The 25,976-nt window shown below is 63.6% G+C and carries 20 protein-coding genes and 2 pseudogenes; 9 read left to right on the top strand and 13 right to left on the bottom strand.

Annotated features, from left to right (window positions below):
* The first annotated feature begins 65 nt into the window (after window positions 1-65).
* Together phbB and AC5ZGW_RS12705 are read left to right on the top strand one after the other, a co-directional pair.
* A pseudogene (gene phbB / locus AC5ZGW_RS12710) lies at window positions 66-790 on the top strand (acetoacetyl-CoA reductase).
* Between the two features lie 35 nt (window positions 791-825).
* Window positions 826-1,218, top strand: a complete 393-nt coding sequence (locus tag AC5ZGW_RS12705) for a hypothetical protein (protein WP_130228145.1) — start codon at window positions 826-828, stop codon at window positions 1,216-1,218.
* A gap of 270 nt (window positions 1,219-1,488) precedes the next feature.
* Here AC5ZGW_RS12705 and AC5ZGW_RS12700 read toward each other — a convergent pair whose 3' ends face one another.
* Complete coding sequence (locus tag AC5ZGW_RS12700) at window positions 1,489-1,893, bottom strand: P-type ATPase actuator domain-containing protein (RefSeq protein ID WP_245474906.1); 405 nt, start codon at window positions 1,891-1,893, stop codon at window positions 1,489-1,491.
* Window positions 1,894-2,014: 121 nt separating this feature from the next.
* Here AC5ZGW_RS12700 and AC5ZGW_RS12695 point away from each other — a divergent pair, with 121 nt between their 5' ends.
* On the top strand, window positions 2,015-3,832 hold the full coding sequence (locus AC5ZGW_RS12695; RefSeq protein WP_245474907.1) for a PHA/PHB synthase family protein: 1,818 nt from the start codon (window positions 2,015-2,017) through the stop codon (window positions 3,830-3,832).
* A gap of 196 nt (window positions 3,833-4,028) precedes the next feature.
* Here AC5ZGW_RS12695 and AC5ZGW_RS12690 read toward each other — a convergent pair whose 3' ends face one another.
* A complete protein-coding gene (locus tag AC5ZGW_RS12690; protein WP_130228146.1) occupies window positions 4,029-5,579 on the bottom strand; it encodes a bifunctional aminoglycoside phosphotransferase/ATP-binding protein in 1,551 nt (516 codons plus the stop codon).
* Window positions 5,576-6,559 carry a zinc-dependent alcohol dehydrogenase family protein gene (locus AC5ZGW_RS12685; RefSeq protein WP_130228147.1) on the bottom strand — a complete coding sequence of 328 codons (984 nt, stop codon included), beginning with the start codon at window positions 6,557-6,559 and terminating at the stop codon, window positions 5,576-5,578. The genes AC5ZGW_RS12690 and AC5ZGW_RS12685 overlap by 4 nt, the downstream gene beginning before the upstream one ends.
* A 197-nt stretch (window positions 6,560-6,756) precedes the next feature.
* On the opposite strand from AC5ZGW_RS12685, the gene AC5ZGW_RS12680 reads away from it, so the two are divergent.
* The 3 genes from AC5ZGW_RS12680 to AC5ZGW_RS12670 all read left to right on the top strand — a co-directional run bounded on the left by AC5ZGW_RS12680 (window position 6,757) and on the right by AC5ZGW_RS12670 (window position 9,429).
* Window positions 6,757-7,074, top strand: coding sequence for an Hsp20/alpha crystallin family protein (locus AC5ZGW_RS12680; RefSeq protein WP_130228148.1), 318 nt, complete (start codon window positions 6,757-6,759; stop codon window positions 7,072-7,074).
* Window positions 7,075-7,275: 201 nt separating this feature from the next.
* Window positions 7,276-7,812, top strand: coding sequence for an AAA family ATPase (locus tag AC5ZGW_RS12675; RefSeq protein WP_130228154.1), 537 nt, complete (start codon window positions 7,276-7,278; stop codon window positions 7,810-7,812).
* Window positions 7,813-7,923: 111 nt separating this feature from the next.
* A complete protein-coding gene (locus tag AC5ZGW_RS12670) occupies window positions 7,924-9,429 on the top strand; it encodes a CYTH and CHAD domain-containing protein (RefSeq protein WP_130228149.1) in 1,506 nt (501 codons plus the stop codon).
* A 12-nt stretch (window positions 9,430-9,441) separates the two neighbouring features.
* Here AC5ZGW_RS12670 and AC5ZGW_RS12665 read toward each other — a convergent pair whose 3' ends face one another.
* The 3 genes from AC5ZGW_RS12665 to AC5ZGW_RS12655 all read right to left on the bottom strand — a co-directional run bounded on the left by AC5ZGW_RS12665 (window position 9,442) and on the right by AC5ZGW_RS12655 (window position 13,211).
* Window positions 9,442-10,698: a DUF763 domain-containing protein gene (locus AC5ZGW_RS12665; RefSeq protein WP_130228150.1), complete on the bottom strand. Its 1,257-nt coding sequence runs from the start codon at window positions 10,696-10,698 to the stop codon at window positions 9,442-9,444.
* An 87-nt stretch (window positions 10,699-10,785) separates the two neighbouring features.
* Window positions 10,786-11,361 (bottom strand): alpha-ketoglutarate-dependent dioxygenase AlkB, encoded by a 576-nt coding sequence (locus AC5ZGW_RS12660; protein WP_130228151.1) that lies wholly within the window; start codon window positions 11,359-11,361, stop codon window positions 10,786-10,788.
* Between the two features lie 122 nt (window positions 11,362-11,483).
* Window positions 11,484-13,211 (bottom strand): ATP-dependent Clp protease adaptor ClpS, encoded by a 1,728-nt coding sequence (locus tag AC5ZGW_RS12655; RefSeq protein WP_463326936.1) that lies wholly within the window; start codon window positions 13,209-13,211, stop codon window positions 11,484-11,486.
* A gap of 294 nt (window positions 13,212-13,505) precedes the next feature.
* Between AC5ZGW_RS12655 and AC5ZGW_RS12650 the strand changes: the two genes are divergently transcribed.
* Window positions 13,506-15,827 carry a Tex family protein gene (locus tag AC5ZGW_RS12650; RefSeq protein WP_130231654.1) on the top strand — a complete coding sequence of 774 codons (2,322 nt, stop codon included), beginning with the start codon at window positions 13,506-13,508 and terminating at the stop codon, window positions 15,825-15,827.
* 80 nt (window positions 15,828-15,907) lie between these two features.
* Here the strand turns inward: AC5ZGW_RS12650 and AC5ZGW_RS12645 are convergent, their stop codons facing one another.
* Window positions 15,908-16,426, bottom strand: a complete 519-nt coding sequence (locus tag AC5ZGW_RS12645; protein ID WP_496113918.1) for a hypothetical protein — start codon at window positions 16,424-16,426, stop codon at window positions 15,908-15,910.
* 361 nt (window positions 16,427-16,787) lie between these two features.
* Between AC5ZGW_RS12645 and AC5ZGW_RS12640 the strand changes: the two genes are divergently transcribed.
* Together AC5ZGW_RS12640 and AC5ZGW_RS12635 are read left to right on the top strand one after the other, a co-directional pair.
* Window positions 16,788-17,480, top strand: coding sequence for a response regulator transcription factor (locus tag AC5ZGW_RS12640; RefSeq protein WP_130231752.1), 693 nt, complete (start codon window positions 16,788-16,790; stop codon window positions 17,478-17,480).
* Window positions 17,481-17,907: 427 nt separating this feature from the next.
* A pseudogene (locus AC5ZGW_RS12635) lies at window positions 17,908-18,843 on the top strand (sensor histidine kinase); the annotation flags it as partial.
* 189 nt (window positions 18,844-19,032) lie between these two features.
* Here the strand turns inward: AC5ZGW_RS12635 and AC5ZGW_RS12630 are convergent.
* From AC5ZGW_RS12630 to AC5ZGW_RS12605, 6 genes are read right to left on the bottom strand one after another with little or no spacing between them, the layout of a single operon-like run.
* Window positions 19,033-20,295 carry a TetR/AcrR family transcriptional regulator gene (locus AC5ZGW_RS12630; protein ID WP_130225871.1) on the bottom strand — a complete coding sequence of 421 codons (1,263 nt, stop codon included), beginning with the start codon at window positions 20,293-20,295 and terminating at the stop codon, window positions 19,033-19,035.
* Window positions 20,295-21,293 (bottom strand): ABC transporter ATP-binding protein, encoded by a 999-nt coding sequence (locus AC5ZGW_RS12625; protein WP_130225872.1) that lies wholly within the window; start codon window positions 21,291-21,293, stop codon window positions 20,295-20,297. Before AC5ZGW_RS12625 ends, AC5ZGW_RS12630 begins: the two co-directional genes overlap by 1 nt.
* Window positions 21,286-22,278, bottom strand: a complete 993-nt coding sequence (locus AC5ZGW_RS12620; protein WP_130225873.1) for an ABC transporter ATP-binding protein — start codon at window positions 22,276-22,278, stop codon at window positions 21,286-21,288. The genes AC5ZGW_RS12625 and AC5ZGW_RS12620 overlap by 8 nt, the downstream gene beginning before the upstream one ends.
* A 10-nt stretch (window positions 22,279-22,288) precedes the next feature.
* Window positions 22,289-23,995 carry an ABC transporter substrate-binding protein gene (locus tag AC5ZGW_RS12615; RefSeq protein ID WP_130225874.1) on the bottom strand — a complete coding sequence of 569 codons (1,707 nt, stop codon included), beginning with the start codon at window positions 23,993-23,995 and terminating at the stop codon, window positions 22,289-22,291.
* A 41-nt stretch (window positions 23,996-24,036) separates the two neighbouring features.
* Window positions 24,037-24,936 carry an ABC transporter permease gene (locus AC5ZGW_RS12610; protein ID WP_130225875.1) on the bottom strand — a complete coding sequence of 300 codons (900 nt, stop codon included), beginning with the start codon at window positions 24,934-24,936 and terminating at the stop codon, window positions 24,037-24,039.
* Window positions 24,933-25,886 (bottom strand): ABC transporter permease, encoded by a 954-nt coding sequence (locus AC5ZGW_RS12605; RefSeq protein ID WP_028162678.1) that lies wholly within the window; start codon window positions 25,884-25,886, stop codon window positions 24,933-24,935. Before AC5ZGW_RS12605 ends, AC5ZGW_RS12610 begins: the two co-directional genes overlap by 4 nt.
* Window positions 25,887-25,976 lie beyond the last annotated feature (90 nt).

The raw sequence follows: 25,976 nt of genomic DNA, 5'->3' as shown, positions 1-25,976 counted from the left end.
AAGGGCGTTCGGCCTCCCTTCTTTATTGGTTCACGGCCAGGTCGCAGAGGCAAGAGAGGATCGACATGGCACGCGTTGCGTTGGTTACGGGCGGCGTTCGGGGCATTGGCGCCGCGATCGCCCGGGCGCTTCAATCGGAAGGTTACCGCGTGGCGGCGACCTATGCCGCCAATACCAAGGCGGCCGAGGCGTTTCACGCTGAAACAGCTATACCGGTGCTTCAATGGGACGTCGGCGATTTCGCCGCCTGCGGCGCCGGCGTGAAGCAGGTGGAAGCCGCGCTCGGTCCGATCGACATTCTCGTCAACAATGCCGGCATCGTGCGCGACAGCAGCCTGCACAAGATGACGAAGGCGCAATGGGACGCGGTGATCAATACCGACCTCAACGCCTTGTTCAACATGTGCCGATCCGTGATCGAGGGCATGCGGTCGCGCAAGTTCGGCCGCATCGTCAACATCGCCTCGATCAACGGCCAGAAGGGCCAGTTCGGACAGACCAATTATTCGGCCGCGAAGGCCGGCGAGCTTGGCTTCACGCGGCGCTTGCGCTCGAGAGCGCGAAGGTCGGCATCACCGTCAACGCGATCTGTCCCGGCTATACCCACACCGAGATGCTGGGTGCGGTCTCGCCGGAGGTCATGAAGGATGTGATCCTGCCGCAGATTCCGGTCGGCAGGCTCGGTCGGCCCGAGGAGATCGCGCGCGCCGTCGTCTTTCTCGCCGCCGACGAGGCCGGCTTCATCACCGGCTCGACGCTGTCGATTAATGGCGGCCAATATATGAGCTGAGCCATCGAACACCATCACTGACGCAAGGAGAAGCAATGTCCAGCTCTGCGACACGAACTACGACCGCGACGCATGCGCATGCGGTCGTTTGGATCGATCATCTCACCGCAAAGATCTTCTCGATGGGCCTCACGGGCGTGGATTCCATCGTGGTGCCGGCGCATCTGTCCTCGACCCATCTTCACCACAAGGCCAACAGCATCGGCTCAGGCAAGGTCGAGAGTGATCCCGCTTTCCTGGTCAGCGTGGGGCAGGTGCTGCAGAATTGCACCGACGTCCTGATCATGGGGCCGGGGAACGAGAAGACCGAGCTGCTGCATCATCTGCAGGACACCTACCCGAACATCATCCTTCGCGTCGAGGCGAGTGATCACCCGACCGACAAGGAGATCATCGCCCGCGGCAAGGAATTTTTCGGCTTCGCGTGAATTTGGAGCGCGCTGCGGACCTCACCTCTCCCGCTTGCGGGAGAGGTCGCTGCGCCTTGGCGCAGCGGGTGAGGGCTCTCTCCACTCAGGGAATCCCAATGCGGAGACACCCTCACCCCAGCCCTCTCCCGCAAGCGGGAGAGGGAGTGCAGCATCCATTGCGGATGCAATTCATCACGCTCCCGTCGAGCGCCGTCGGCGGCGCGTTGGTGGCGAGCTCGGCAGCAATCATGCCGAAGCGCGTTCGATGGCCGGTTTCGACGATCAGCATCACGGCGTTGCCGCTGACCACGCTGGTCCCGGCAAAGAGCGCGTTGCTTGCTTCAGCGGGCAGGGTGCCGCGCATGGCGCGGTGGTCTTGCTCGCCGGAAACGGCTCGCCCGTCATCAAGGCCTCGTTGACCTGCAGTTCGTGTACGTCCAGCACGATCCCGTCCGCGGGCACGAGGTCTCCGGTGCGGAGGTGAACGATGTCGCCCGGCACCAGCTCGGTGACGGGAAGGGAGACGATAGCCCCGTCGCGCACGACGTCGGCCTGGATCGCCACCGACGGCCGCAACGCTTCGGCGGTCAGTTCGGCGCGGTGCTCCTGGACGATGTCGAGCGTTAAGGACATGCCGATCACGAGCACGATGATGACGAAACTGCCGATGTCGCCGCTCATGCCGATACCCATGGGCGCTCGCTGCATGCGGTTCGGACCGCCCGATCCATGCGGGAGGCCGTGGCAAACCAGTTTGACGCAGCTCAAACCGTTGCTGGCGGCACTAGCGTAAATGGAGTCAATGGAGGTTGGTATGACAAGCGAGGCCATGGATTCCAAAGTCGTTCCATTCGAGCCGGTCAAGCCGCCGTTGCAAGTCGGCGCGGCGGTCCCCGCGGTACCAGCACCGTCCGAGCCGGTATCGGCGTTCGACGTGATCGATCACCTCGCCCATGCCATGATCGCCCGCTGGACTGGTGGCCTGTCTCCCGCCGCGCTTACGCTGGCGCTGCTCGACTGGCAGCTCCATTTGGCGATCTCGCCGGGCAAGCAGTTGACGCTTGCACGGGGTGCGATCCGCGACGCGATGCAGTTTTTCGAGACACTCGCGAACCCGCATCCGGTCTATCGCACCTGGGGCCTGATCGCGCCGGCGCCGACCGACCGGCGGTTTTCCGAGCCGGACTGGGAATTGCCCGCCTTCAACATGCTGGCGCAGGCGTTCCTGCTGACCGAGCAGTGGTGGCAATCGGCCACCACCGATGTCCATGGCGTGGCGCGGCAGGATGCGGCGATTGCGGATTTCGCGATCCGGCAGTGGCTGGACGTGCTGGCGCCGACGAATTTCGCGCTGACCAATCCCGAAGTGCTGCGCAAGATCATTGAGACCGGCGGCGGCAATTTCGTCGGCGGCTTGCACAATTGGCTGGAGGATTGGAAGGCGCTGGTGACCGGTCACGGGCCGGAACATAGGTTCGTCGTTGGACAGAACGTCGCTGTCACCAAGGGCAAGGTGGTCTACCGCAACGAATTGATCGAGCTGATCCAGTATTCGCCGACCACATCGCAAGTCCGGCCCGAACCGATCCTGATCGGGCCGGCCTGGATCATGAAATATTACATCCTCGATCTGTCGCCGCACAATTCGCTGGTGCGTTTCCTGGTCGAGAGCGGCTTTACCGTGTTCATGATCTCCTGGCGCAACCCGACGCCCGAGGACCGCAACGTCAGTCTCGAGGACTATCGCCGGCTCGGCGTCGATGCCGCGATCGAGGCTATCGGCCGGATCGCCCCCGGCCAGCCCATTCACGCCACCGGCTATTGCCTCGGCGGCACGCTATTGTCGATCGCGGCGGCGCGGCTGAGCAAGGAGAAGCCGGACTGCCTGCGCACCGTGACGCTGCTGGCCGCGCAGACCGACTTCACCGAGGCCGGCGAACTCACGCTCTTCATCAACGAAAGCCAGGTCTCGTTCCTCGAGGATATGATGTGGCAGCGCGGCGTGCTCGAGACCACGCAGATGGCCGGCGCCTTTCAGATGCTGCGTTCCAACGACCTGATCTGGTCGCGGATGATCCGCGACTACCTGATCGGAGAGCGGCAGCCGCTCAGCGACCTGATGGCATGGAATGCGGATGCAACTCGCATGCCCTATCGGATGCATTCGGAATATCTCCGCCAGCTCTTCCTCGACAACGAACTTGCCGAAGGGCGTTATCGCGTCGACGGCAAGCCGATCTCGCTGTCCGATCTGCATGCGCCGATGTTCGTCGTCGGCACGCTTCGCGATCACGTCGCTCCCTGGAAATCGACCTTCAAGATCCATTTCCTCGCCGATGCCGATACGACGTTCGTGCTCACGAACGGCGGACACAATGCCGGCGTCGTCGCGGCTCCCAACGAGCCGTGGCATTCCTACCAGGTCCTGACCGAGCTGAAGGACGGGCTCTATATCGGGCCGGATGAATGGCTGAAGGTCGCGCCAAAGCGCGAAGGCTCCTGGTGGCACGAATGGGTCGCGTTCCTGAATGCCCATTCCGGCGAACCGGTTGCGCCGTCACCCATGGGCGGCGCCGGCAAGGACGCCACCGCGCTGGAGGATGCGCCCGGCCGATACGTGCTGCAGCACTAGCGCTTTCGTCCACGATGCGGGCCCCGCGTCACCTCGCCCCGCTTGCGGGGAGAGGTCGAAATTCAAGCTGAGCTTGAATTTCGGGTGAGGGGGAGTCTCCGCGAGTCCGTCTATCACCGTCCGCCTGGAGAAAGCCCCTCACCCGACCCTCTCCCCGTAAGAACGGGGAGAGGAGAAGGACCGTCATCGTTTCGATCTAATCCTCTGGCGCGGCCCGCCGCGGAAGACATCGCACGCTCCGCTCCAGCGTTTCCTCCGGAGTCCCCGACGCATCCACGAGCGCCCAATCGACGACGCCGGTGTCGATGCTGTCCTGAAACAGCGCCACGTCCTGGGTTGCGTCGGAGGCGTCATTCCGGCGTGCGCCGATGCGTGCGAGGCGGACGGCGGTCTCGGCAACAAGGAATATCCCGAAGAAATCGACGCCGCAGGAGGCCGCAAGCGGGCGAAGCTGGTTTCGCTCGTCTTCCTTCAGGAACGCTGCGTCGACCAGCGCGGAAAATCCCTGCGCCAGCATAGCTCGCGCGCGATCGAGCATTGCGTCATAAACGCGCGCGGACGTTCCGGGCGCGTACGCTGACTCGGGGAGCTTGACCAGGGGGCCGACTCCGAAGATCTTCTTGCGGATCACGTCCGAGCGCAGCAGCACCGCGCCGGGCGCCGGCTGGATCACTCCGGCAATGGCGCGCGCCAACACGCTCTTGCCGGTGCCTGAGCGGCCGCCGACCGCGATCAGCGACGGCTTGCCCGGCGCGATCAGTTCGCCTGCGAGTTCGAAATACGACTGCGCATCTGACAGCACGGCGGCGCCGCCGCCTTGCGCATGCTTGGTCAGGAGCACATTGGCTCTGATTGCCGCGCGGATGGACAGGAACAGCGGCAGCAAGGCAAGCGCGCCGGCGTTCTGCTGCCACGTGGCCTGCAGATAGGAGTTCAACAGCCGGTTCGCGGCAGCACGGTTGCCGAAATGCAAGAGGTCCATCAGCGGAAAGGCGAGGTCATAGAGCACATCCGTGGTGGCGATGACGGGGTCGAATTCGATCGCATCGAACAGGCGCGGCTTGCCATCGATCATCACGATGTTGCCGAGATGCGCGTCGCCATGGCATCGGCGCACCCTACGAGCGGCGGCGCGCTGCTTGAGAAGCACCTTGTTCTTGGTGAGCAGATCGCAGCTCAGCAGATGCAGGCGCTCGACCTCGGCGCTTGCAAGTGCGGGATGGCTGCGAAACGCTGTTGTGTTGCGCTCGATGATTACGGGGAGCGAGGCGAGCCAGGTCTCGCCATCCGAAACCGGTGCGCTGTCGTGGGACGCGGCGATCGCCTCGGCCAGCGGTTCGGCGAGTTCTGGCGTGATCTCGCCTCGTGCCGCCAGATGGTCGAGCGTCTGGTTCTCGTCGAACCGCGCCATCTCGACCGCCCACTCGATGACGTCGCGCTTGCCGCCGATTTCAGGGCCAGCTTCGCCTTCCGTGATCGGCACCACGCCGCGATAGATTTCCGGCGCGAAACGCCGATTGATGGCGATCTCCTCCTCGCAGGCGTGCTTGCGTTTGTCGAGCGAGGAGTAATCCAGATAGGGCAGCCGCACCGCACGCTTGACCTTGTAAACGCGGTCGGGCTTCAGGAACACGATCGAGCCGTGCGTGTCGACGCGAAGGGTATCATGCCCGCCGGACGGCTTGCCGAGAAAATCCAGCACGCGGTCCTGGTCGGTCGTGCCTTGATGCGAGGACGGTGGCGTCATGGCCGCAGCACCGCCGCGCCGACCAGATTGCCGCTGCGCAGGCGCGCCAGCGCTTCATTGGCCTGATCCAGAGGAAAGGTGGTGGTCGTCGTCTTGATGTTCGCCTCGCGCGCCACTTTCAGAAAATCCCCGCCGTCCTGGCGTGTCAGATTGGCGACCGAGACGATCTGCCGCTCCTCCCAGAGAATATCATAAGGAAAGGACGGAATGTCCGACATGTGGATGCCGGCGCAGACCACGCGGCCGCCTTTGCGTACAGCGCGCAACGCCTGCGGCACCAAGGCGCCGACAGGGGCATAGATAATGGCGGCGTCGAGCTCGGCCGGCGGCTTGTCACCGGAGGCGCCCGCCCAGTCGGCGCCGAGCGACAAAGCAAGCTGTTGCGCCTCGGTGTCGCCGTCGCGCGTGAAGGCGCAGATGCTGCGGCCCTGCCAGCGCGCGACCTGCGCGATGATGTGGCCGGCAGCACCAAAGCCGTAGATGCCGAGGCGCTTGCCGTCGCCGGCCATCAGCAGCGAGCGCCAGCCGATCAAGCCGGCGCAGAGCAGCGGCGCCAGCGCGACATCGTCGCCGCCTTCGCCGAGCGGAAAGCAATAGCGCGCATCGGCGATCAGGTGGCTCGCAAATCCCCCATCGCGGGTGTAGCCGGTGAAGCGCGGATGGTCGCAGAGATTCTCCTTGCCCTCGCGGCAATAAGGGCACGTGCCACAGGTGAAGCCGAGCCAGGGCACGCCGACGCGCGCACCTGGCGCGAGGCCGTCAACGCCTTCGCCGAGCAGATCGACCCGGCCGACGACCTCGTGACCGGGAATGATGGGATAACGGATGTCAGGCAATTCGCCGTCGACGACATGCAGGTCGGTGCGGCAGACGCCGCACGCGGAAACTTCGATGCGCACCTCGCCCGGTCCGGGCAACGGATCGGGACGCTGCTCACGCATGAGCGGCCTGTTGGGTGCTTGAAGAACCATGGCGTACATCAACAACACCTCTCTGAGGCCTCAAGGGAAACCGCTCACCTTCTCGCGTTAATTCCAGTCTGCCGCACATGTGCCGGGTCTCGCTTGATTTCGCTCAACGCCCGTTGTTCGGCCGGGCGTAAAGTTCCGACACCGGTTCGGCTTACATAGGAGGCAATCATGATCAAGCCTATGCGGCCGGCAGAAGGCTGCCGAGCATGGATGTCAGCGAGACCGACAAGGCGATCGAGATCACGGCGGAACTTCCCGGTCTCGAGCAGAAGGACGTCGAGCTCAATCTCACCGACAACCTTCTCACCATTCGCGGCGAAAAGAAGAACGAGCGCGAGGAGAAGAGCAAGGATTACCACCTGGTCGAGCGAAGCTTCGGCTCGTTCGCGCGCTCCGTCGAATTACCGCCGGGTGTGAAAGCGGAAGATATCTCCGCTGAGATCTCCAAGGGCGTCCTCAAGGTGACCGTGCGCAAGCCCGAGCCGAAGCAAAGCAAGCAGATTGAGATCAAGACGGCGCCGTGACGCGGAAGATGGGGACGACGGTCGTGGGTTAGACGTCGTCAAACCGGCTCGGTCATTCCGCGGCGATGCGCAGCCTCGAACCCGGAATCCATTTCACAACTTGCGGCACGCGGCATAATGGCTTCCGGGCGCGCGCTGCGCGCCCCGGAATGACAAGTTGCTGGAATCGCTGAACGTTGCGCTATATGCTGCAGCGCGATGATCGATGGTACAGGCGAAGTTCTTATCCTTACCGGTCCGCCAGGATCGGGAAAGACAACCACGGCAAAAATCCTTGCCCACGAGCCGGGTATGCCCAAGGTGCATCTTCATGCCGACGATTTCTGGCATTTCATCAAGCACGGTGCGATTCCCCCCTATCTGCCGGAGGCGCACGAGCAGAATCGGAGCGTGGTTCGTATCCTCGCAAACGTGGCGGAGGGATACGCCAGAAGCGGCTATTTTGTTCTCCTGGATGGCATTTTCGGGCCGTGGTTTCTGGGGCACTTCCACTCACTCAGGGTCGCTCTGCACTACATCGTTCTCAGGCCCCCGCTCGAGATTGCCATCCAACGCTGTCGCGCACGCGGAGGCGATACACTGACCGATGCGGAACAGATCACGGTGATGCATCAGCAATTCTGCTCGTTGGGAGATCTCGAACGGCATGTACTCCAAACCGACGGATATGACCCGGAACTGACAGCGCGCGAGGTGAGCAGGGCGGTGCAGAGCGGAGCGTTCCGATTGCCTGGATGATGGGGTGCTGTGCTGGAACGATGATTGCCGGGCCGCGGCACTCTTCACCGTTCTCGGCGTTGTAGCGCTGGGACTTGCGCAGTCCGCATCCAACAGCAATACGGAGCAAGCATGGCTGTCGAGACGGAACTGAAATTCCGCGTGGCCGCGCGCGACCTCAAATCTCTCGCCGGCTGGCGCATTCCCGGTGGAAAAATGGGTGAGCGATCGGACAGCGATCTTGTCTCGACCTATTTCGATACCGGGAAACACAAGCTGAAGAGTCGCGGTCTGACACTGCGCGTGCGGCAAAACGGCAGCACGAACATCCAGACGATCAAGTCGGCGAACGGCGCGCAGTTTGGCCGAGGCGAATGGGAAGCGGAGATCAAGGACGACGCGCCGGACCTTCGTGAGGTCGACGACACGCCGCTCGAGCCGCTCGCCACCGGCAAGCTACGCCGCAAGCTGAAGCCTGTGTTCAAGACATCGGTTCATCGCACCATCGTTCCGGTCCGGACCCGCAGGAGTGAGATCGAACTCGCCATCGATCGGGGAAAGATCGTTGCGGGTCACCGTGCGAGCCCCATCGAGGAACTCGAACTTGAGCTGAAAAGCGGCCGGCTCGCTGACCTGTTCCGTATTGCCAGAGCGATCGAGCAACGGTTGGGAGCCGAACTCGACTTGCGATCAAAATCGGACCGCGGCTATGGCCTCGCCGAGGGCAGGGAGGAACAGGTCGTTTTCGCCGAGCCGATCGAGCTCCCCGCCGACATGACGGCGGGCGAGGCATTCCGGGTCATCGCCCGCGCGACGGTTCGTCATTTCTCTGGAAATGCGGATGCGGTCCGCAATCTTGACGCGGAAGGTGTTCATCAGATGCGGGTGGGCCTGCGCAGACTCCGCGCGGCGATCTCGCTGTTTTCGAAGGTGCTGCCTGGTGCCGGGACGGGAGCCGCCAAGCGCGAGCTGAAGTGGCTCACGGCTGAGCTCGCGCCTGCGCGCGAAATCGACGTGTTCATCAGCGAGCAGGTCGAGCCGGTTACGCACGACCGCGCGCTGAGCCGCGGCGGCAAGGCCATCAAGGACGAGTTCGACGAGAAGCGCGCCCATGCCCTTACACGGGCGAAGAGGGCGGTGAGCTCGATACGGTTCCGCAGGCTGCTGGTCGACACGCTGGAGTGGGTCGAGTCGAAGCCGCCTTCGGCGAACGAGCATATGGACGTTCCGATCGAAAAATTTGCGGCTGACGTCTTGCACCGTCGCATCAGGAAGGCGCGCAAGCAAGGCCAGCACCTTGACCGCCTGTCGCCGCGCGCGCGGCATAAGCTCCGGATCAGGATCAAGAAGATCAGGTATGCGGTGGACTTCTTCAAGTCGCTTTTTCCGGCCAAGCGCGAGCAGAAGAGACTTAAACGCCTGTCCGGCCATCTCAAGAAGATCCAGGATGCGCTTGGCGCGCTGAACGACTTTGTTGCGCATCGGAAGATGGCCATGGCAGCAGCGCTGCAGGCGCCGCGCGAGAACAGGCGCGCCCGCGCACTTGCGGCCGGCGTGGTGGTTGGCCGGGAGGACAAGGCGATCAGGCCGCTGATGAAGGTCGCCCTCAAGGAGGCGCAACGGCTGCAAGTGGCGTGAAGCCGACGGCGTCTATGTCGATTTGCCCGGCGTCGCGCGTTTGCTGCCGGCGATCTCCGCTTCCCATCCGAACACCGAGCGGCCGCCGAGCGCGGGCGATCGGTTGCGCTCTTGCGCGACGAACGCATCGAAGGATGGGCCGGTTGCGGTTCGCTCCAAGAGGCGCGCCTGACTGTCGAGGCGCTTCAATGCCTGGATCTCCTCCTCGCGGCCAAGGCTCGCCTGCTGCACGGCGGATTTCAGCACGCGGATGGTCTCGTCATAGACCTTGATCGGCACCGGATAGGGATGGCGGTCCTTGCCGCCATGGGCGAGCGAAAACCGCGCGGGATCCTTGAACCGGTAGGGTGCGCCGTGGACGACCTCGGCGACCATCGCGAGCGACTGCACGGTGCGCGCGCCGACGCCCGGCGTCAGCAGCAATTCCCGAAAATCGCGCGGGCCGCATTCGGCGGCCGCCGCCAGCGTGCCGTGCAGGCGGCGCGTAAACACGTCGCTGGCGCGGACGTCGTGATGCGCGGGCATGATCAGATGCGGCAGCTCCGGCTGCGCCTCGGGCTGTTTCGACAGCGCGGCATATTCGCGCGCGATGCCGTCGGGCCCAAGCGCGCCGAGCAGATCGAGCTGCGCCGCGCGCGATTGTTCGGCGCGATGATCGGTCAGGTTGATGATCTCGCCCTGCGCGGGACCATCGATGGCGCTGTGCGGCTCGTCGACGAAGCTCTTCAGAGTTTCGGAATGCCAGTGATAGCGGCGCGCCTGCCGCTTGTCGCCGTTCATGCCCTGCTGCACCACGGTCCACTTGCCGTCCTCGGTGACGAAGAAGCCGTGCAGATAAAGCTCGAAGCCGTCCTGGACGGCGGCGCTATCGACCTTGGCCACCAGCCGGCTGGCACGCGTCAGCGCCACGCCATCGAAGCCGGTGCGTTCGCCGAGCGCGGTCAACTCGTCCGGCGTGCGGCGCGAGTTGCTGCCGCGGCCGCCGCAGACATAGATGCCAAGCTCGTCTTGCAGCGGCACGAGCCCGCGCTTCAATGCGCCGATCACCGACGTGGTGATTCCAGAGGAATGCCAATCCATCCCCATGACCGCGCCGAAGGATTGGAACCAGAACGGATGGGCGAGCCGCTGCAGGAACTCCTCGCGCCCGTAATGGTGGACGATCGCCTGCGTGATGATCGCGCCGAGCGTGGACATGCGCTGGCCGAGCCACGCGGGCACGCGCCCGTTATGGAGCGGAAGATCGGCGCTACCGGTTCGTCGTGCCATGAGGCTCCTGGTGCTGAATCAGGTGGAGTATAGCAGTTCTTGCTTCACCTCTCCCATAGGGAGAGGTGATCGAAGCGTCCCTCGCGACTAGTCCCGCATCGTGCGCAACGTAATGGAATAGCGCGGCGCTTCGACCGCTGGGATGCTGTGCTCCCAGATTTGTCTCGCCTCGCCCGAGAGCAGGTAGATCGATCGGGGCTGCGCCTCCAAGGTGAAACGTTCCCACTTGTCGCCGGCCGGGCGGCGGAAGCGGAACTTGCACGGCGATCCCAGCGACAGGCCGAAGACCCGCTCGTAATGCGGCTTGTCGCGATGCCAGCCGATGCCGACGCCGGTCTCGTATTCGGTGCAGAGCGCCTGGGCGATCTCGGTCCGTGGCCCGCCGAAGGCCTCAACCTGCTCGATCAAGGGGCGGAGCCAGTCCGGGATGAAATCGGCCTCGCGCATCCGGCGCTCCGTATAGTCGTAGCGGAAGCCGAACGAGGCCACCCGCCGCTTGCCCTGATATTGGCCGAACTGGAACGGTTGCAGCGGCAGCGCAGCGATGCGCGCGATCAATTCCCGCTCGACGTCAGGCGAAATGAAATCGGCGGCATAGCGCAATCCCTCCGGCGCTGATGACGCGGAGGAATTGTCGGCAAAGAGGGCGAGCTGCTCGGTCAAGCCGGCGGTCCTTATCTCGGCCTGCAGGGGCACCACCTAAATATAGGGCGGAGCAGCGCGACATGAAGGGGCGCGGGTAGCATCGCCGGACCAGGCGCGATGGCCCTTCACGCGGGCGTGCGTTACTCCGCGGCCATCTCCTGCGCACCGCCGAGCAGTTTCACATTGAGCCGGCCGCCGGCGAACAGCATGTCGTCGAGCGCCTCGTCGATGTCGGCCGACATCACCGACTTGCCGCCGTCGCGGGCGATGCTGGCCTGTGCGAGGCGCCGCATCAGCTCCTTGATGAAGGCGGCGCTGACGCCGTCCGTGCGCCGCACCGCTTCATCGACGGTGGTCTCCTCAAGCGGCAGGTTCTTGCCATAGAGCCGCACGAGCTTGCCGCGCCCGATCGCATCCGGCAGCGGCACCTCGATCGCCTGGTCGATGCGGCCGGGCCGGCCGGCCAGCGCGCTTTCGAGCTCCTCGGGTCGGTTGGTGGTGAGCACGAACAGGATGTCGGCATCCTCCTTCAACCCATCCATCTCGTTGAGCAGCTTGTTGAGCAGCGATTCCTCGCACGGGCCCATCAGCTCGCGGTCGGTGGCGATCAGGTCGACGTCCTCGATCACGACCATCGTCGGCTGCAGCAGCCGCGCCAGATTCATGTAGGCTTCGAGCAGCCCGATCTGTTCGGCGGTGATGATCAGTGTCGTATGTCCCGGCAGGTTGGTGGCGAGGTAGCGGATGGTGTGAGTCTTCCCGGTGCCCGGCGGTCCATAAAGCAGGATGCCCTTGCGCGTCGACTGGCCAAGCCGGCGCAACGCGTCGCGGCTGCCGACAAAGTTCAGGACGTTGCGCTCAAGCAGTCTCAGGGTCGGTTCGTGCAGGATAACGGCCTCGCGATCGACCGGCGGCAACCGGTGCACAGTTACGCCCCTTGAACGTCCGCGATACTCGGCCCCGCTGTCGAGCGAAAGAATCTTGCCGCGATAGGAGCGTGCTGTCTGCACCGCTTGCTCGAGTTCCGAAAAACAGCGCTGAACGAAGGTGTCGCCGGCCGCGCCGGTCGGCACCGCGATCTCGATTCGGATCGCGTCCTCGTTGCGGGATTCGCGATAAATGGACAGCAGCACCGCGTAGCGAAGCTCGCCGGCGCGGCACAGCCACAATCCGTTGTTAAGACATTTCACCGCCGCCGGCTCACCGACATCGACTTCATAATATTGCGGCGGAGCGATCACCGGCGCATTGCGCCCGTCGTTCATCAATCCCGCAAAAGTCAGCGTCTCGTAGCGATATTCTTCGTGAACGCCGAAGAAGTGGATCGGTGAGGAGAGCAGTCGATCCAGCGCGACCTGAACGTCCGCACGCATGTGACCCGGAAAGCCGCGCGCCCGCGTCACGAGCTGGTTGCGTGGAATGCCCGCAAAATGCCAATCGATCGCGACGTATGTGTATCTGAATTCTTCGCCCTGCAATTTTTCGGATGCATCCCTTGCCGCGAGCAGGCAGTCGCTGCAGAGGCAGGCAATCTTGTCGTCGAGTTGCACCTCCTGCACCGGCGGCGGCGCGCCGCACAGATCGCAGGGACCGCTGGTCCTTACCGCTTCGCTGGTAATCTGAAGACCATGCCCGGCTGCGTTGATGCGCTGTTGCGCTGTTTTCCATAGCGCTGCCGCGACCCGGGACGGATAGGGGCCACAGGTGGCGTTGCCCTGCTGGTCGATCTCGGCCGCGAACAGGATGGCCTCCCGCTCCGACTTGCCGAACACGGCGCGCAAAAGCTCTCTGACGAACTCTCGAGGCGTCTCGTTATCGTTGTGGAAGACAAATTGAAACGATTCGGCGCCGGTATACCCGTCGTCCATGAAATACCTCTTGCGCACAATTTAAGATCGAAAGAACAAAAAAAGAACATCATGAAACCTGCCGTTCGTCAAGCAGGCCAAACTGGAAAATGTTGGGAGCGCTTCGCTGGAGAGCCATTCGACACATCTTCGGCAGATTGACGGCGCACAGACCGCGATACCGATTCGCCGTTTCGCGCGGCCGCGCTTGTGAACTGCCTCTCTCTGCCGCTTGATCAAATCGGCGGGCATGTCCATAAGCGGCGCCTTGCGACCGGCGGTTCGGTTGCTTCGAAGTGGTGCAGAGGGAATTGCGTGGCAAAGATTCATCAGCAGATTGCGCAGGAGCTTGGCGTGCGCGAGCAGCAGGTCGAGGCGGCCGTCACGCTGCTCGACGGCGGCGCCACGGTGCCGTTCATTGCCCGCTATCGCAAGGAATTGACCGGCGCGCTCGATGACGCGCAATTGCGCACGCTGGAAGAACGGCTGACCTATCTGCGCGAGCTCGAGGAGCGCCGCACCGCGATCCTCAATTCGATCCGCGAGCAGGGCAAGCTCGACGCCGCGCTCGAAGCGCAGATCATGGCCGCCGACAACAAGGCGCGTCTCGAGGATATCTATCTTCCCTACAAGCCGAAGCGTCGCACCAAGGCCGAGATCGCCAAGGAGGCCGGGCTCGAACCGTTGTCCGAGCTGTTGATGACGCAGCCGCAGCATGATCCGAAAGCGCAGGCGGCAGCCTTTGTCGATGCCGACAAGGGTGTGGCCGACGTGGCCGCGGCGCTGGAAGGCGCGCGCGCGATCCTGGTCGAGCGCTTCGACGAGGATGCCGATCTGATCGGCGCGCTGCGCGAGGAGGTGTGGGCGAACGCGCGCATGGTCTCGACCGTGCGCAAGGGCAAGAAGACCGAGGGCGAAAAGTTCAAGGACTATTTCGACTTCAGCGAGCCGCTGCACAAGCTGCCGTCGCACCGCATCCTGGCGCTGTTCCGCGGCGAGAAGGAGGAGATTCTCGATCTGCAGATGCAGCCGGAGGCGGAGCCGCCGGTGGCCGGCGTGCCCAGCGCCTATGAACTGAAGATCATGAAGCGTTTCGCCATTTCCGATCTCGGCCGTCCCGGCGACAAATGGCTGATCGAAACCGTGCGTTGGGCCTGGCGCACCAAGATCCAGGTGCATCTCAACATCGACCTGCGCATGCGGCTGTGGACCGCGGCGGAGACCGAAGGCGTGCGCGTGTTCGCCTCCAACCTGCGCGACCTCCTGCTGGCGGCGCCCGCCGGTGCGCGCGTGACCATGGGGCTCGATCCCGGCTATCGCACCGGCGTCAAGGTCGCCGTCGTCGATGCGACCGGCAAGGTGCTGGCGACGACAGCGGTCTATCCGCACGAACCGCAGCGGCAATGGGACGAGGCGCTCGCGACCCTGGGCAAGCTCGCGATTCAGCATCGCGTCAACCTGATTGCGATCGGTAACGGCACGGCCTCGCGCGAGACCGACAAGCTCGCGACCGAACTGGTGAAGCGGCTGCCGGACTTGAAGATGACGAAGATCGTCGTCTCCGAGGCCGGCGCTTCCGTCTATTCGGCTTCGGCCTATGCGTCCGAGGAACTGCCCGGGCTCGACGTCACCCTGCGCGGCGCGGTGTCGATCGCGCGGCGCCTGCAGGATCCGCTCGCCGAGCTCGTGAAGATCGATCCCAAGGCGATCGGCGTCGGCCAGTATCAGCACGATCTCGGCGAGAGCAAGCTCGCACGCTCGCTCGACGCCGTCGTGGAAGACTGCGTGAATGCCGTGGGCGTCGACGTCAACACCGCCTCCGTGCCGCTGCTGTCGCGGGTGTCGGGCATCGGGCCCGGCTTGGCGCAAAGCATCGTGCAGCACCGCGACTCGAACGGCCCGTTCAAGTCGCGCAAGGCGCTGAAGGAGGTGCCGCGGCTGGGGCCGAAGGCCTTCGAGCAATGCGCGGGCTTCCTGCGCATCAACGACGGCGAGGATCCGCTCGATGCCTCGGGCGTGCACCCCGAGGCCTATCCGGTGGTGCGCCGGATTCTCACGGCGACCAAGAGCGACATCAAGGCGCTGATCGGCAACAGCGAGATCATGCGCCAGTTGAAGCCGCAGTCGTTCGTGGACGAGACCTTTGGTCTGCCGACGGTCACCGACATCCTGCGCGAACTGGAAAAACCCGGCCGCGATCCCCGTCCGGCGTTCAAGGCCGCGGTGTTCAAGGAAGGCGTCGAGGAGATCAAGGACCTCAGAGTCGGCATGATCCTCGAGGGCACCGTCACCAATGTCGCCGCCTTCGGCGCCTTCGTCGATATCGGCGTGCATCAGGACGGTCTGGTGCACATCTCGGCGATGTCCAGGACCTTCATCAAGGATCCACGCGAAGTCGTCAAACCCGGCGACATCGTCAAGGTGAAGGTGCTCGACGTCGAAGTCGCCCGCAAGCGCATCGCGCTGACGCTGCGGCTCGATGATGAGACCGGCAAGAAGGATTCGAAGGGCTCGTCGAGCGACCGTGTTCGCGGGCCGATGACGTCCTCCGCCCCGCGCAAGCAAGAACAACCCGGCAACGCCTTCGCCGACGCCTTCCGCCGCGCCAGCGAGAAGAACGGCAAGCCGCTACGCTGAGCGGAACTGCTTAGTCTGGCACGGAAGCTAACTTCCGTGTCAGAATCTGTCGCCTTTGTCAGTTGAAGTCGAAGGAGCTTTTAGCTCTCCTGATCGTTCTCCTGTTGCGACGCGATGCGTCGCTGCAATTCAACCAGGGAGGAATCGGGATGAAGAGCAAGCTCGTCAATTCCCTTATCGCGGGTGCGCTCACGACCGCGCTTGCGTTCGCGTCGCCGGCCTTCGCTCGCGGTGGCTTCGGGGGCGGCGGCGGTGGCTTCCATGGCGGCGGCATGGGCGGCGGTTTTCACGGCGGCGGCATGGGCGGAGGCTTCCGCGGCGGTGGCATGGCCGGAGGTTTCCGCGGCGGCGGCTTCGGAGGCGGGATGCACGCCATAGGCGGAGGAACGCGCTTCGGCGGCATGGGTGGAGGGACGCGTTTCGCGAGCATTGGCGGAGGACCGCGTTTTGCTACCATCGGCGGAGGACCGCGTTTTGTGGGTGGGCGGTTTGCTGGTGCGCGGTTCGCGAATGCGAATGCTGCATTCGCGCCGCGCTTCGCGAGCCTCGGCTTTCGAGGCGCAGCTTTTCGAAGCGCAGCCTTCCGGCATGGCTTCCATAACCGCTTCTTCCGCAACCGCTTCAATCGCTTTGCGTTCATCGGCGTGCCCTTCGGCTACGCCGCCTACGCTGGCTACTACGACGACTGCTGGACCCAAGTGTGGACGGGCTATGGGCTGCAGTGGGTCAACGTCTGCGGGTACGACGGTTACTACTGACTGCCGACCCACGGTGTGATGAGCGCGACACGGCACCTTCCGGCGCAGCCTCGCCGGGTGGGCCTGGGGTGACCGTCACATTCATGTGAGCCGTCCCGCGCAACCATCGGAGTACGATGAGCATCTCCGACAAAGCCAGCTGCGCGACGTCCTGGACTGCAGGAACGCCGCGCGTTCGTGGCCAGTCATTCGGAAGAAGACCATGACGGCAGGTCATCGCCGCATTCTCGTCGTCGAGGACGACGCGGAAACTGCCGGCCAACTCGCCGAGCAACTCACGAGCAGCGGCTATGAGGTGGATCTGGCCGCGAGCGGCAACGAAGCCCTTCGGCGCGGCACGTCTCGCGATCATGCCGTGATCACGATCGACCGCATGCTTCCCGACATCGATGGCCTCACGGTCATGCGTCAATTGCGCGACGGTGGCGTCGCTGCTCCCTTCCTGATCATCAGCGCGCTCGGCGAGGTCGATGATCGGGTCCGTGGCCTGCGCGCCGGCGGCGATGATTATCTGGTCAAGCCCTTCTCCTTTGTCGAATTGCTGGCGCGGCTGGAAGCGCTTGGCCGGCGCAGCGAGACCATCGCCAAGGACACCATCCTGCGGGTCGGCGATCTCGCCATCGACCTGATCTCGCGCACCGCCAACCGCGGCGGCAAGGCCATTCCACTGCTTCCGCGGGAATTCCAGCTTCTGGAGTATCTGGTCCGCAACGAAAACCGCGTTGTCTCCCGCGCGATGCTGCTGCAGCACGTGTGGGATCTCCACTTCGATCCCTCGACCAATATCATCGACGTCTATGTCGGACGCGTGCGGCGCAAGGTCGACGACCAGCAGGCCTATCCGTTGATCCATACCGTCCGCGGCATGGGGTACTGTCTCCGTGCTCCTGGCTGATACCCTGAGGTCGACGACCTTCAAGCTGGCGCTGGCCGCGATCGTGACCTTTGGCGTAATCGCCGCCACCATCTTCGCCTATGTCTATCTGTCGACCGCCTCTTTCGTGCGCAGCCGATCAGATCAGGCCATCATGGCCGAATATTCCGGCCTGCTCGGCGCTTACGAGCGATCAGGACGCAAGGAATTGATTGAGCTGATCCGAAACCGGATGGCCGACAGCAGTTCCGCAGAAAAACTGTATCTTCTGGTCGATCATGCGTCCGCCGTTCTCGCCGGGAATCTCGACAAATGGCCTTCGGCGGCCACGACTGCGCAGGGATTGACGGAGTTTCATGCCCCTCGTGCGTCGGATGCCGCAAGCCAATCGCGGTTTCGTGCCATGTCTGCAACGCTACCGGGCGGCGATCGTCTGCTGGTGGGAACTGATATCAGCGACCTCGACAGCTTTGCCGCCAAGATCTGGGCGGCGGTGATTGCAATCATTTTCCTGATGTTCGTGGTTGCGGTGGTGGCGAGCATCCTGGTCACGCAGCGGACAGTGGGACGAATAGAAGAGATCAACGCCACCAGCCGGGCCATCATGCAAAGCGGCCTCGACAAGCGCATTCCGCTGCGCGGCAGCCATGACGAATGGGATCGTGTGGCGGAGAATCTGAACCTGATGCTCGACCGCATCGAGGCCTTGATGGGAGACGTCAAGCAGGTGAGCGACAATGTCGCCCATGATCTGCGGACGCCGCTCACGCGGATGCGCGGACGGCTGGAGAAGGCCTATCACGGCGAACGTATTGGCGAGAAAGATCTAGCGCTGATCGGCGACACGATCGCGGACCTCGATGCCGTCCTGGGGATGTTCTCCTCGATCACGCGGATCGCGCACATCGAGACCCAGGTGCGCAAAGGCGCGTTTCGCAACGTGAACCTGGTCGAGATCGCAAGCGAGGTCGTCGAGCTCTATGACGCCGCGGCGGAGCGCGACGGTACCGATCTCTCCATCACTGGCGACCGCGAGGTGCGGGTGACCGGCGACCGCGATCTGTTGTTCGATGCCATCGCCAACCTCGTGGACAATGCCATCAAGCACGGTCGCGCCGGAGGCAAGATCGTCGTTGCCTGCGAAAACGTCGATGAGGAGGCCGTCATTGCGATCACCGATGACGGGCCCGGAATTCCTCCCGGCGAACGCGACCATGTCTTCAAGCGGTTTTACCGGCTCGAGCAGAGCCGCTACACGCCTGGAAACGGCCTTGGACTGAGCCTCGTCGCCGCCGTGGCCCACCTCCATGGCGCCCGGATCGAGCTGCTCGATCAGTCACCGGGTGTTCAGGTCAAGCTCTGGTTCTCAGCGCCAGCGAATTAGAGCATGATGAGATCACATTGAATCTTCACCTCTCCCGCTTGCGGGAGAGGCCGGCGCGTAGCGCCGGGTGAGGGCTCTCTCCACTCGGGGAGTCCCAATGCGGAGACACCCTCATCCCAACCCTCTCCCGCAAGCGGGAGAGGGAGCGCAGTTCCGCCGGGACTATCTTTCACCTGATCGGCGATTGCGCTAGCCGAGCGAACTCTCTGTCGACAACAGACCGGTGAAGAGGGGACGAACGTAGAGCCGAACTGCGTTCTCCGCCGTGATCGCTGGTGTCCACCGCTCCAACTCCGATGCAGCATTGACCATCGTCGACACGAGCTGCGCGGCAATGGAGGCGTCGAGCACGCGAACCTGACCCTGTTCCATTCCTTCGACGATGAACCTGCCGAAGCGTTCGGTGAGGCGGTTGAGCCCGGCCTGGGCATCCTTGCGCTGGCCGAGCGGGAGCGCACCCCAGGCGGTGATCCGCAGCAGGGGTCCCTGATCGGACAGTTGAAAGCGGACGAGCTCCCGCGCGCTCGTGCAGAGGCGGGCCCAGCCGGAGGGGCTGCGCTCGATGGCGAGCGACTGCATCCTCCGCACCACGTCAAAGGTTCGCTCGAAGCAGGCGATGATCAATTCGTCCTTGCTCGCGTAGTGATGATAGAACGATCCCTTAGTCAGGTTGAGGCTGCTCGCGATCCGCTCCAGCGATGCGCCGCGATAGCCCTGTTCATTCACCATCATGGTGGCCGCGCGCAAGAAGGCCTCTGGAACGACATCCCGTGCGGTCGCGGCTCGCAGCCAACCGAGCTCGGGCGCTGCGCCTTCCCGCCAGGACTTGGGCGATCGGGCAAGGCCATCGATCAGGATCGCAGACATCCGTTCAGCCGCTGGCCGATAGTCGGACGGCTCATAGCGTGAGATCCACGCCCGCATCATATTAACGAGCGACAGCAGGAGGTGGGTCCGGGCATTTCGCGACAGGCGATCTTCCGTCGACTCGCTGCGGGGAAGCAGCGAGCGCACGCTGCGGAACAGATCGTTGTAGGCGTCGAATACGCGACGCGCATGAGATCCGGTCAATGCGCGGATATCGTTGAAGAACACCAGCTCGTCCCGCGCGCCGGTGGTGATCTCCGCCAACAGATCGGCGTAGCCGCATACGTAGCTGCGGATTCTGTCTTCCGGCCGGTTCTCCCGTGCCGCGTCGAGGACCACGGTTTTGGTTGTCTCTATCGCCGCAAGCAGACAGGCCGCCGCGAGATCCTCCTTGCGGCGATAGTAATAGGTGATGCTGTGGGTCAGCAGCCCGACATCCCCAGCGATCTCGGCCAAAGTCGCGCCCTTCAGGCCATCGCGGTTGAAAAGGCGCGCCGAGGTTCCGATGATCGCCTCGCGCCGCTTCAGGTATTTTTGCGTGTACGCAGCCGGATCACCGCGCCGCGTCGACCTCTCGGACGGCATTATTGTGCGGCCATGTCGTGCAGGTGGCAAGCCACGGCCCGACCGGCACCGAGGTCGCGCAACGCAGGGTCCTCGTGTCGGCAGCGATCGATCGCAAGCGGACAGCGCGTGTGGAAGCGGCAGCCGGACGGCGGATTCATCGCGCTCGGCACCTCGCCCGAGACCGGAACGCGCTTGCGGGTGGCCTCGACAACGGGATCGGCGACCGGCACGGCCGCCAGCAGCGCCTGGGTATAGGGATGGAGCGGCTTTCGATAGATCTCGTCCCGTGCCGCGATTTCGACGATCCGGCCAAGATACATCACGGCGATGCGGTCACTGACGTGGCGGACCACGGCAAGGTCGTGGGCGATGAAGAGGTAGGCCATTCCGAGCCGCTGCTGCAGCTCGACGAAGACGTTCACGACCTGCGCCTGGATCGACACGTCGAGCGCGGAGACTGGCTCATCGCAGATAATCAGCGCGGGCTCGAGCGCCAGCGCGCGCGCGATGCCGATCCGCTGTCGCTGGCCGCCGGAGAATTCGTGTGGAAAGCGGTCGGCCATGTCAGGCAGCAGCCCGACCGTCCGCATCAGCTGCGCGATCCGTTGATCAAAGGCCTTTCTGTCGTTCGCGAGGCCATGAACCTCGAGCGGTTCGCCGATGATGTCGCGGACCTTCATGCGCGGATTGAGCGATCCGAAGGGGTCCTGATAGACCATCTGCATGCGCCGGCGCAGCGGACGCAGGCTGGACTTGTCGAAATGGGTGATGTCCTTGCCCTCGAACTCGATGCGCCCCCCAGACGGCTCCAGCATCCGGAGGATTGCAAGGCCCGTTGTCGACTTTCCGCAACCGCTTTCGCCGACAAGGCCAAGCGTTTCGCCGCGCTTCAACTGGAAGGAGACGCCGTCGACGGCCTTTACCGTCGCCACCTGCTTGCGGAACACCGCGCCCTTGTGCACGGGAAAGTGCACCCGCAGATCGTCGACGCGGAGGAGGACATCGGCCTCAGACATGTGCAGGTGTCTCCAGCCAGCAGGCGGTTTGGTGTTGCGGTCTGATCTCGGCCAGCGCCGGCCGCTCGCGGTGGCAAAGGTCGGTGGCCTGCTTGCAACGCGGCGCGAACGCGCATCCTGTCGGGAGCCGGGCGAGGTTGGGCGGCTGTCCGTCGATCGGCACCAGACGTTTATTGGTGTCGCCGTCGAGCCGCGGCACCGATGCCATCAAGCCGCGCGTGTAGGGATGGCGGGGATTGGCATAAAGCTCGCGCGCGGGCGCCTGTTCCACCACGCGCCCCGCATACATCACGACGACCCGGTCGGCATAGCGTGCGACCACTCCGAGGTCGTGCGTGATCAGGATCAGCGAGCAGCGAGAACCTTGCGCGAGATCCTTCAACAGGTCGAGGATCTGCGCCTGAACCGTGACGTCGAGCGCCGTGGTCGGCTCGTCCGCGATGATCAGCCGCGGCTCGCAGGCCAGCGCCATCGCGATCATGGCGCGCTGGCGCATGCCGCCCGAGAACTGATGCGGATAGGCGCGGAGCCGCGATTCCGTATCCGACATCCGCACCCGGCCGAGCAGTTGTTTCGCGGTGCCAAGCGCTGCATCCCAGGGCTTGCGTCGATGGACATTGATCGGTTCGGCAACCTGCAATCCCACCGTGAGCACCGGGTTGAGCGAGCTCATCGGCTCCTGGAAGATCATGGCGATTCGGTTGCCACGAATCTCCATGATCTCGCGCTCGGAAAGCTTGGTGAGATCGGTGCCTTCGAACAGGATCTCGCCGCTTTCGATCCGGCCGGGCGGCGAGGGAATCAGGCGCAGGATCGACAGCGCGGTCACGCTTTTGCCTGAGCCCGACTCGCCGACAACAGCCACCGTTTCTCCCACGCCGACATCGAAGGAGACATCATCGACGGCGGTCACCGCTCCCCGGCCGCGACCGAACCGGGTCACGAGGTTGCGTACGCTGAGGAGAGGTTTGGCTGCCGCCGTCATTGCGAGGCCTCTAGTAACCAAGCTTCTTCTTGAGATCCTGATCGATCCAGAGTCGAGCATGGATCGGACCGGGTCGTTCGGAGCCGACACGCAGTTCGCCGCCATAGTTCTTCACCCACGGCCACCATGCCGTATAAAAGTAGTCGACGGGCAGCCAGATATAGGGGGCCTTGTCCACGATCTCGCGCGTCAGCGCCTTGATCATTTCCTGGCGCTTGGACTCGTCCCGCTCCAGGTAGACGTCGTTCATCTTCTTGTCGAATTCGGGATCGGAGTATTGCGACGGATTCCAGGTCTGCTTGGTGACGAAGCTCTTGCGGATCGAGGTCGTGGGATTGGTGTGGCCGTTGCGCATGAAATAGCCGGCGGCGTTGGTCTTCGTCGTCATGGCGGAGAGGAAGGCGCCATATTCCATCGGCTGGATCTTCAGCTTGACGCCGACTTTCTCCAGATAAGCCGCAACCAGCGGCAGCAAATCCATGTGATCCGGCGAGCAGGAGCAGACCTGGACCTTGAAGGAGAAGCCGTTGGGATAGCCGGCTTCCTTCAGCAGGGCCTTCGCCTTCTCCGGATTGTAGGTGAAGAGCTCCTTCACACTGTCGGGCATACTTTCCAGTGGCTCGTAGTAGCCGATGTAATCCGGATGCATGGGATAGGCGAACAGTTCGGCATTGCCATTATAGTAGGAAGCCACGATCTCCTTCTTGTTGACCGCCATGTTCAGCGCGCGCCGCACGCGAATGTCGTCGAACGGCTTGGTGTCGACGCGCATGGCGAGGAAGGTGCCGCCGGTGCCGAGCGAACGCGACCACTGCAATTGGGGCGCACTCTTCTTCAATTCGTCTACGGCGGTCCATCTGATCGCTTCGAGAAGGTCGAGCTTGGCCGTGCGCAGCGCGGTGAGGAACGTGGCCTCATCCTTGATAGTGCGATAGACGATCTTGTCGACGAACGGGAGCTTGTACTCCTGGCCGGCGATCTTTTCCTTGTCCCAGTAGACCGGGTTCTTCGAGAATGTGACGGCGTTGCCCTGGATATAGTCCGTCAGCATGAACGGGCCGGTGCCGTTGGCGTTCTTCCAGTTGCCGGCGCCGGCGTCGACCACTTCCTTCGGCACGATGCCGGAATAGTAGCCCCAGCCGAAACGGTAATCCCACTCGGCGTGATAGTTGTTGAAGGTAAAGACAACCGTGTGCGGGTCCGTCGCCTCGACTTTCTGCACATGATCGAAATAGGTCGGGACCTTCTTCGGGCTCTTGTCGAGGCGGTAGTAGCTTTGCACGACGTCGTCGGCGACGAGCTCGCGTGAGGCCATCACGCCTGGCTTTTCGGGAAACATCACGCCCTTGCGGAGCTTGACCTCGACGCGGAGCGGATTTTCCTTCCATTCCCAGCTTTCCGCGAGTTCGCCCTTGACGGCGTCGCTCGGCAGCCAGGCATCCGGCACGAAGCTGTATTTGCCGCCGTTGCGCTTTGTCTTGGAAAGATCGCCGACAAAGAGCTGCTCGTACATCAGCCCGGTGTCCTGCTGGAATTTCCAGGTCCAGTCGGCGGGATCCCACGATAGCGGCGACAGCGTCACGTAGACCATGCCGATGTTGAGCGTGCCGCCGACTTGCGGCTTTTCGTCCGCCAGGGCAGGCGACTGGGACAGGCCAAGGGTAGCTGCGATGGCCAAACCTCGCGCGAGACTGCCGAACGTCGTCTTCCGATCCATGCTTCTCTCCCTCCTCTTTGTTTGTTTTGTATGGCCGCCGGCTATCGCGACCCGCGCATGCGCGGGTCGAGCAGATCGCGCAGGGCATCGCCAAAGACGTTGGTGGCATAGACCACGATGGTCAGGCAGAGGCCCGGCGCCAGCGCCAACCATGGACCCTGGAACATGTAGGTTCGGCCGCTGCCCGACAGCAATCCGCCCCAGGTCGGCGCCGGCGGCGGAACGCCAAGCCCGAGGAACGACAGTCCGGACTCGACGAGGATCACGGCGCCGACGCGGGTGGTGAACAGCACGATGATCGGCGGCATGATGTTGGGCAGGATATGCCGCCAGAGGATGCGGCCGGTGGAGGCGCCGATCGACTGGCTGGCGTGCACATACATGTGCTCGCGCACGGAGACGACGGCGCCACGGATGATGCGCGAACCGGCGATGCCGAAGGCAAGGCTCAACACGCCGATGATTTGCGGCATGCCCGGACAGACCACGGAGACGACAGCGATCAGGATCACGAGTTCGGGAAAGGACATGTAGGCATCGACGAATCGCTGCGTGATCAGATCGAAGCGGCCGCCGAGATAGCCCGTCAGTGCGCCGATCAGCACCGAGATCACGGTTGCAAGAAACGCGGCCGAGAAACCGATGATCACCGAAAGGCGGGCGCCATACAGGCAGCGCGAGAACAGGTCCCGGCCGAGATTGTCGGTGCCGAAGAGATGCGCCCAGGACGGCGGCTTGAGCCGCTGTATGGGATTGATCTCGTTGAAGCCATAGGGCGCCAGCACATCCGCGAACAGGCCGGCAAAGACGAACAGCAGAAAGATGATCCCGGCCGCGGCACCAAACGGCTTCTCGCGGAACAGGCGGCCCAGAAACTGCAGTGCCGGGTTGCGTCTCGTCTCCTGACCGACGGAGGGATTGGCCTGTTCGATCGCCGTCATCTGGTCCTCACTCGCGGATCGAGCAGTCCGTAGCTGAGGTCGACCATGAGGTTGATGAGCATCACTGCGAGTCCCACCGTCAGGAACACGCCGGTGACGATCGGGTAGTCTCGCTGATTCACCGCCTCGAGCAGGAGAAGCCCCATGCCGGGGATGACGAAGATCTGCTCGATGATGATGGCGCCGCCGATCAGCAAGGGGGCCTGGAGACCCACCAGGGTAATCACCGGGATAAGCGCGTTGCGCAAGGCGTGGCGCATGATGACGAGGCGTTGGTTGAGACCCTTGGCGCGGGCGGTGCGGATGTAGTCCTGGCGCAGCACCTCCAGCATCATGGTGCGCGTCATGCGCATCGTGACGGCCGACAGGCTCGCGCCGAGAACCATGGCCGGCACGATGATCTGCTTGAGATTCTGGATCGGGTCGTCGGCGAACTTCACATAGTTCACTTCGGGCGACCAGCCCCACCAGATCGATGGGAACACCATGACCATGGTGCCCATCCAGAAGCTCGGCACGGCCAGTAAAAGAATCGAAAACGAGCGCGCGACGAAATCTCCCACCGTGTCCTGCCGGACGGCGGAGTAGACGCCGATCGGCAGCGCGATCACGAGACCCACCGCGAGCGCGATGACGCCGAGCTCAAAGGTGACGGGCAGGCGCTGCAGGACGAGTTCCAGGACCGGAGTCGATTGCCAGAGCGAGCGGCCGAAATCGCCTTTCAAGATGCCGGCGATCCAGATCAGGTATTGTTCGGCCATGGGCTTGTCGAGGCCGAGCGCTTGAACGAGCTGCTCGCGGCTCAGCTTGTCGGCCGCCAGATCGTTCTGGCTCAGCATCATGTCGATCACGTCGCCCGGAATCATCCGTACCGTGGCGAACACGATCAGACTCGCAAACAGCAGCGTGGGGATCAGCGCCAGCAGCCGGCGCACAATGTAGCCGTACAAGGGCCTACCCGCTGATCGTAGCAGCCATCAAGCATGCCGAAAGTTCGAAAAGAGTGTTCGCTGGCTTCACCTTGCAGTCCTCCCTCTTGC

The sequence above is a fragment of the Bradyrhizobium sp. Crot121 genome, assembly GCF_059512385.1.
The sequence above is the reverse complement of the archived record's forward strand: the minus strand, read 5'-3'. Positions and strand labels throughout refer to the sequence as shown.

Bases quoted from the DNA above. Each gene is read 5' to 3' on its own strand.
- AC5ZGW_RS12705 (WP_130228145.1), top strand. From the start codon at position 826: ATGTCCAGCTCTGCGACACGAACTACGACCGCGACGCATGCGCATGCG.
- AC5ZGW_RS12620 (WP_130225873.1), bottom strand. From the start codon at position 22,278: ATGACGGCGGCAGCCAAACCTCTCCTCAGCGTACGCAACCTCGTGACC.
- AC5ZGW_RS12655 (WP_463326936.1), bottom strand. From the start codon at position 13,211: ATGGACGACGGGTATACCGGCGCCGAATCGTTTCAATTTGTCTTCCAC.
- AC5ZGW_RS12610 (WP_130225875.1), bottom strand. From the start codon at position 24,936: ATGACGGCGATCGAACAGGCCAATCCCTCCGTCGGTCAGGAGACGAGA.
- AC5ZGW_RS12695 (WP_245474907.1), top strand. From the start codon at position 2,015: ATGACAAGCGAGGCCATGGATTCCAAAGTCGTTCCATTCGAGCCGGTC.
- AC5ZGW_RS12645 (WP_496113918.1), bottom strand. From the start codon at position 16,426: ATGGAAGCCATGCCGGAAGGCTGCGCTTCGAAAAGCTGCGCCTCGAAA.
- AC5ZGW_RS12665 (WP_130228150.1), bottom strand. From the start codon at position 10,698: ATGGCACGACGAACCGGTAGCGCCGATCTTCCGCTCCATAACGGGCGC.
- AC5ZGW_RS12680 (WP_130228148.1), top strand. From the start codon at position 6,757: ATGGATGTCAGCGAGACCGACAAGGCGATCGAGATCACGGCGGAACTT.
- AC5ZGW_RS12615 (WP_130225874.1), bottom strand. From the start codon at position 23,995: ATGGATCGGAAGACGACGTTCGGCAGTCTCGCGCGAGGTTTGGCCATC.
- AC5ZGW_RS12690 (WP_130228146.1), bottom strand. From the start codon at position 5,579: ATGACGCCACCGTCCTCGCATCAAGGCACGACCGACCAGGACCGCGTG.
- AC5ZGW_RS12670 (WP_130228149.1), top strand. From the start codon at position 7,924: ATGGCTGTCGAGACGGAACTGAAATTCCGCGTGGCCGCGCGCGACCTC.
- AC5ZGW_RS12685 (WP_130228147.1), bottom strand. From the start codon at position 6,559: ATGTACGCCATGGTTCTTCAAGCACCCAACAGGCCGCTCATGCGTGAG.
- AC5ZGW_RS12700 (WP_245474906.1), bottom strand. From the start codon at position 1,893: ATGGGTATCGGCATGAGCGGCGACATCGGCAGTTTCGTCATCATCGTG.
- AC5ZGW_RS12630 (WP_130225871.1), bottom strand. From the start codon at position 20,295: ATGCCGTCCGAGAGGTCGACGCGGCGCGGTGATCCGGCTGCGTACACG.
- AC5ZGW_RS12625 (WP_130225872.1), bottom strand. From the start codon at position 21,293: ATGTCTGAGGCCGATGTCCTCCTCCGCGTCGACGATCTGCGGGTGCAC.
- AC5ZGW_RS12640 (WP_130231752.1), top strand. From the start codon at position 16,788: ATGACGGCAGGTCATCGCCGCATTCTCGTCGTCGAGGACGACGCGGAA.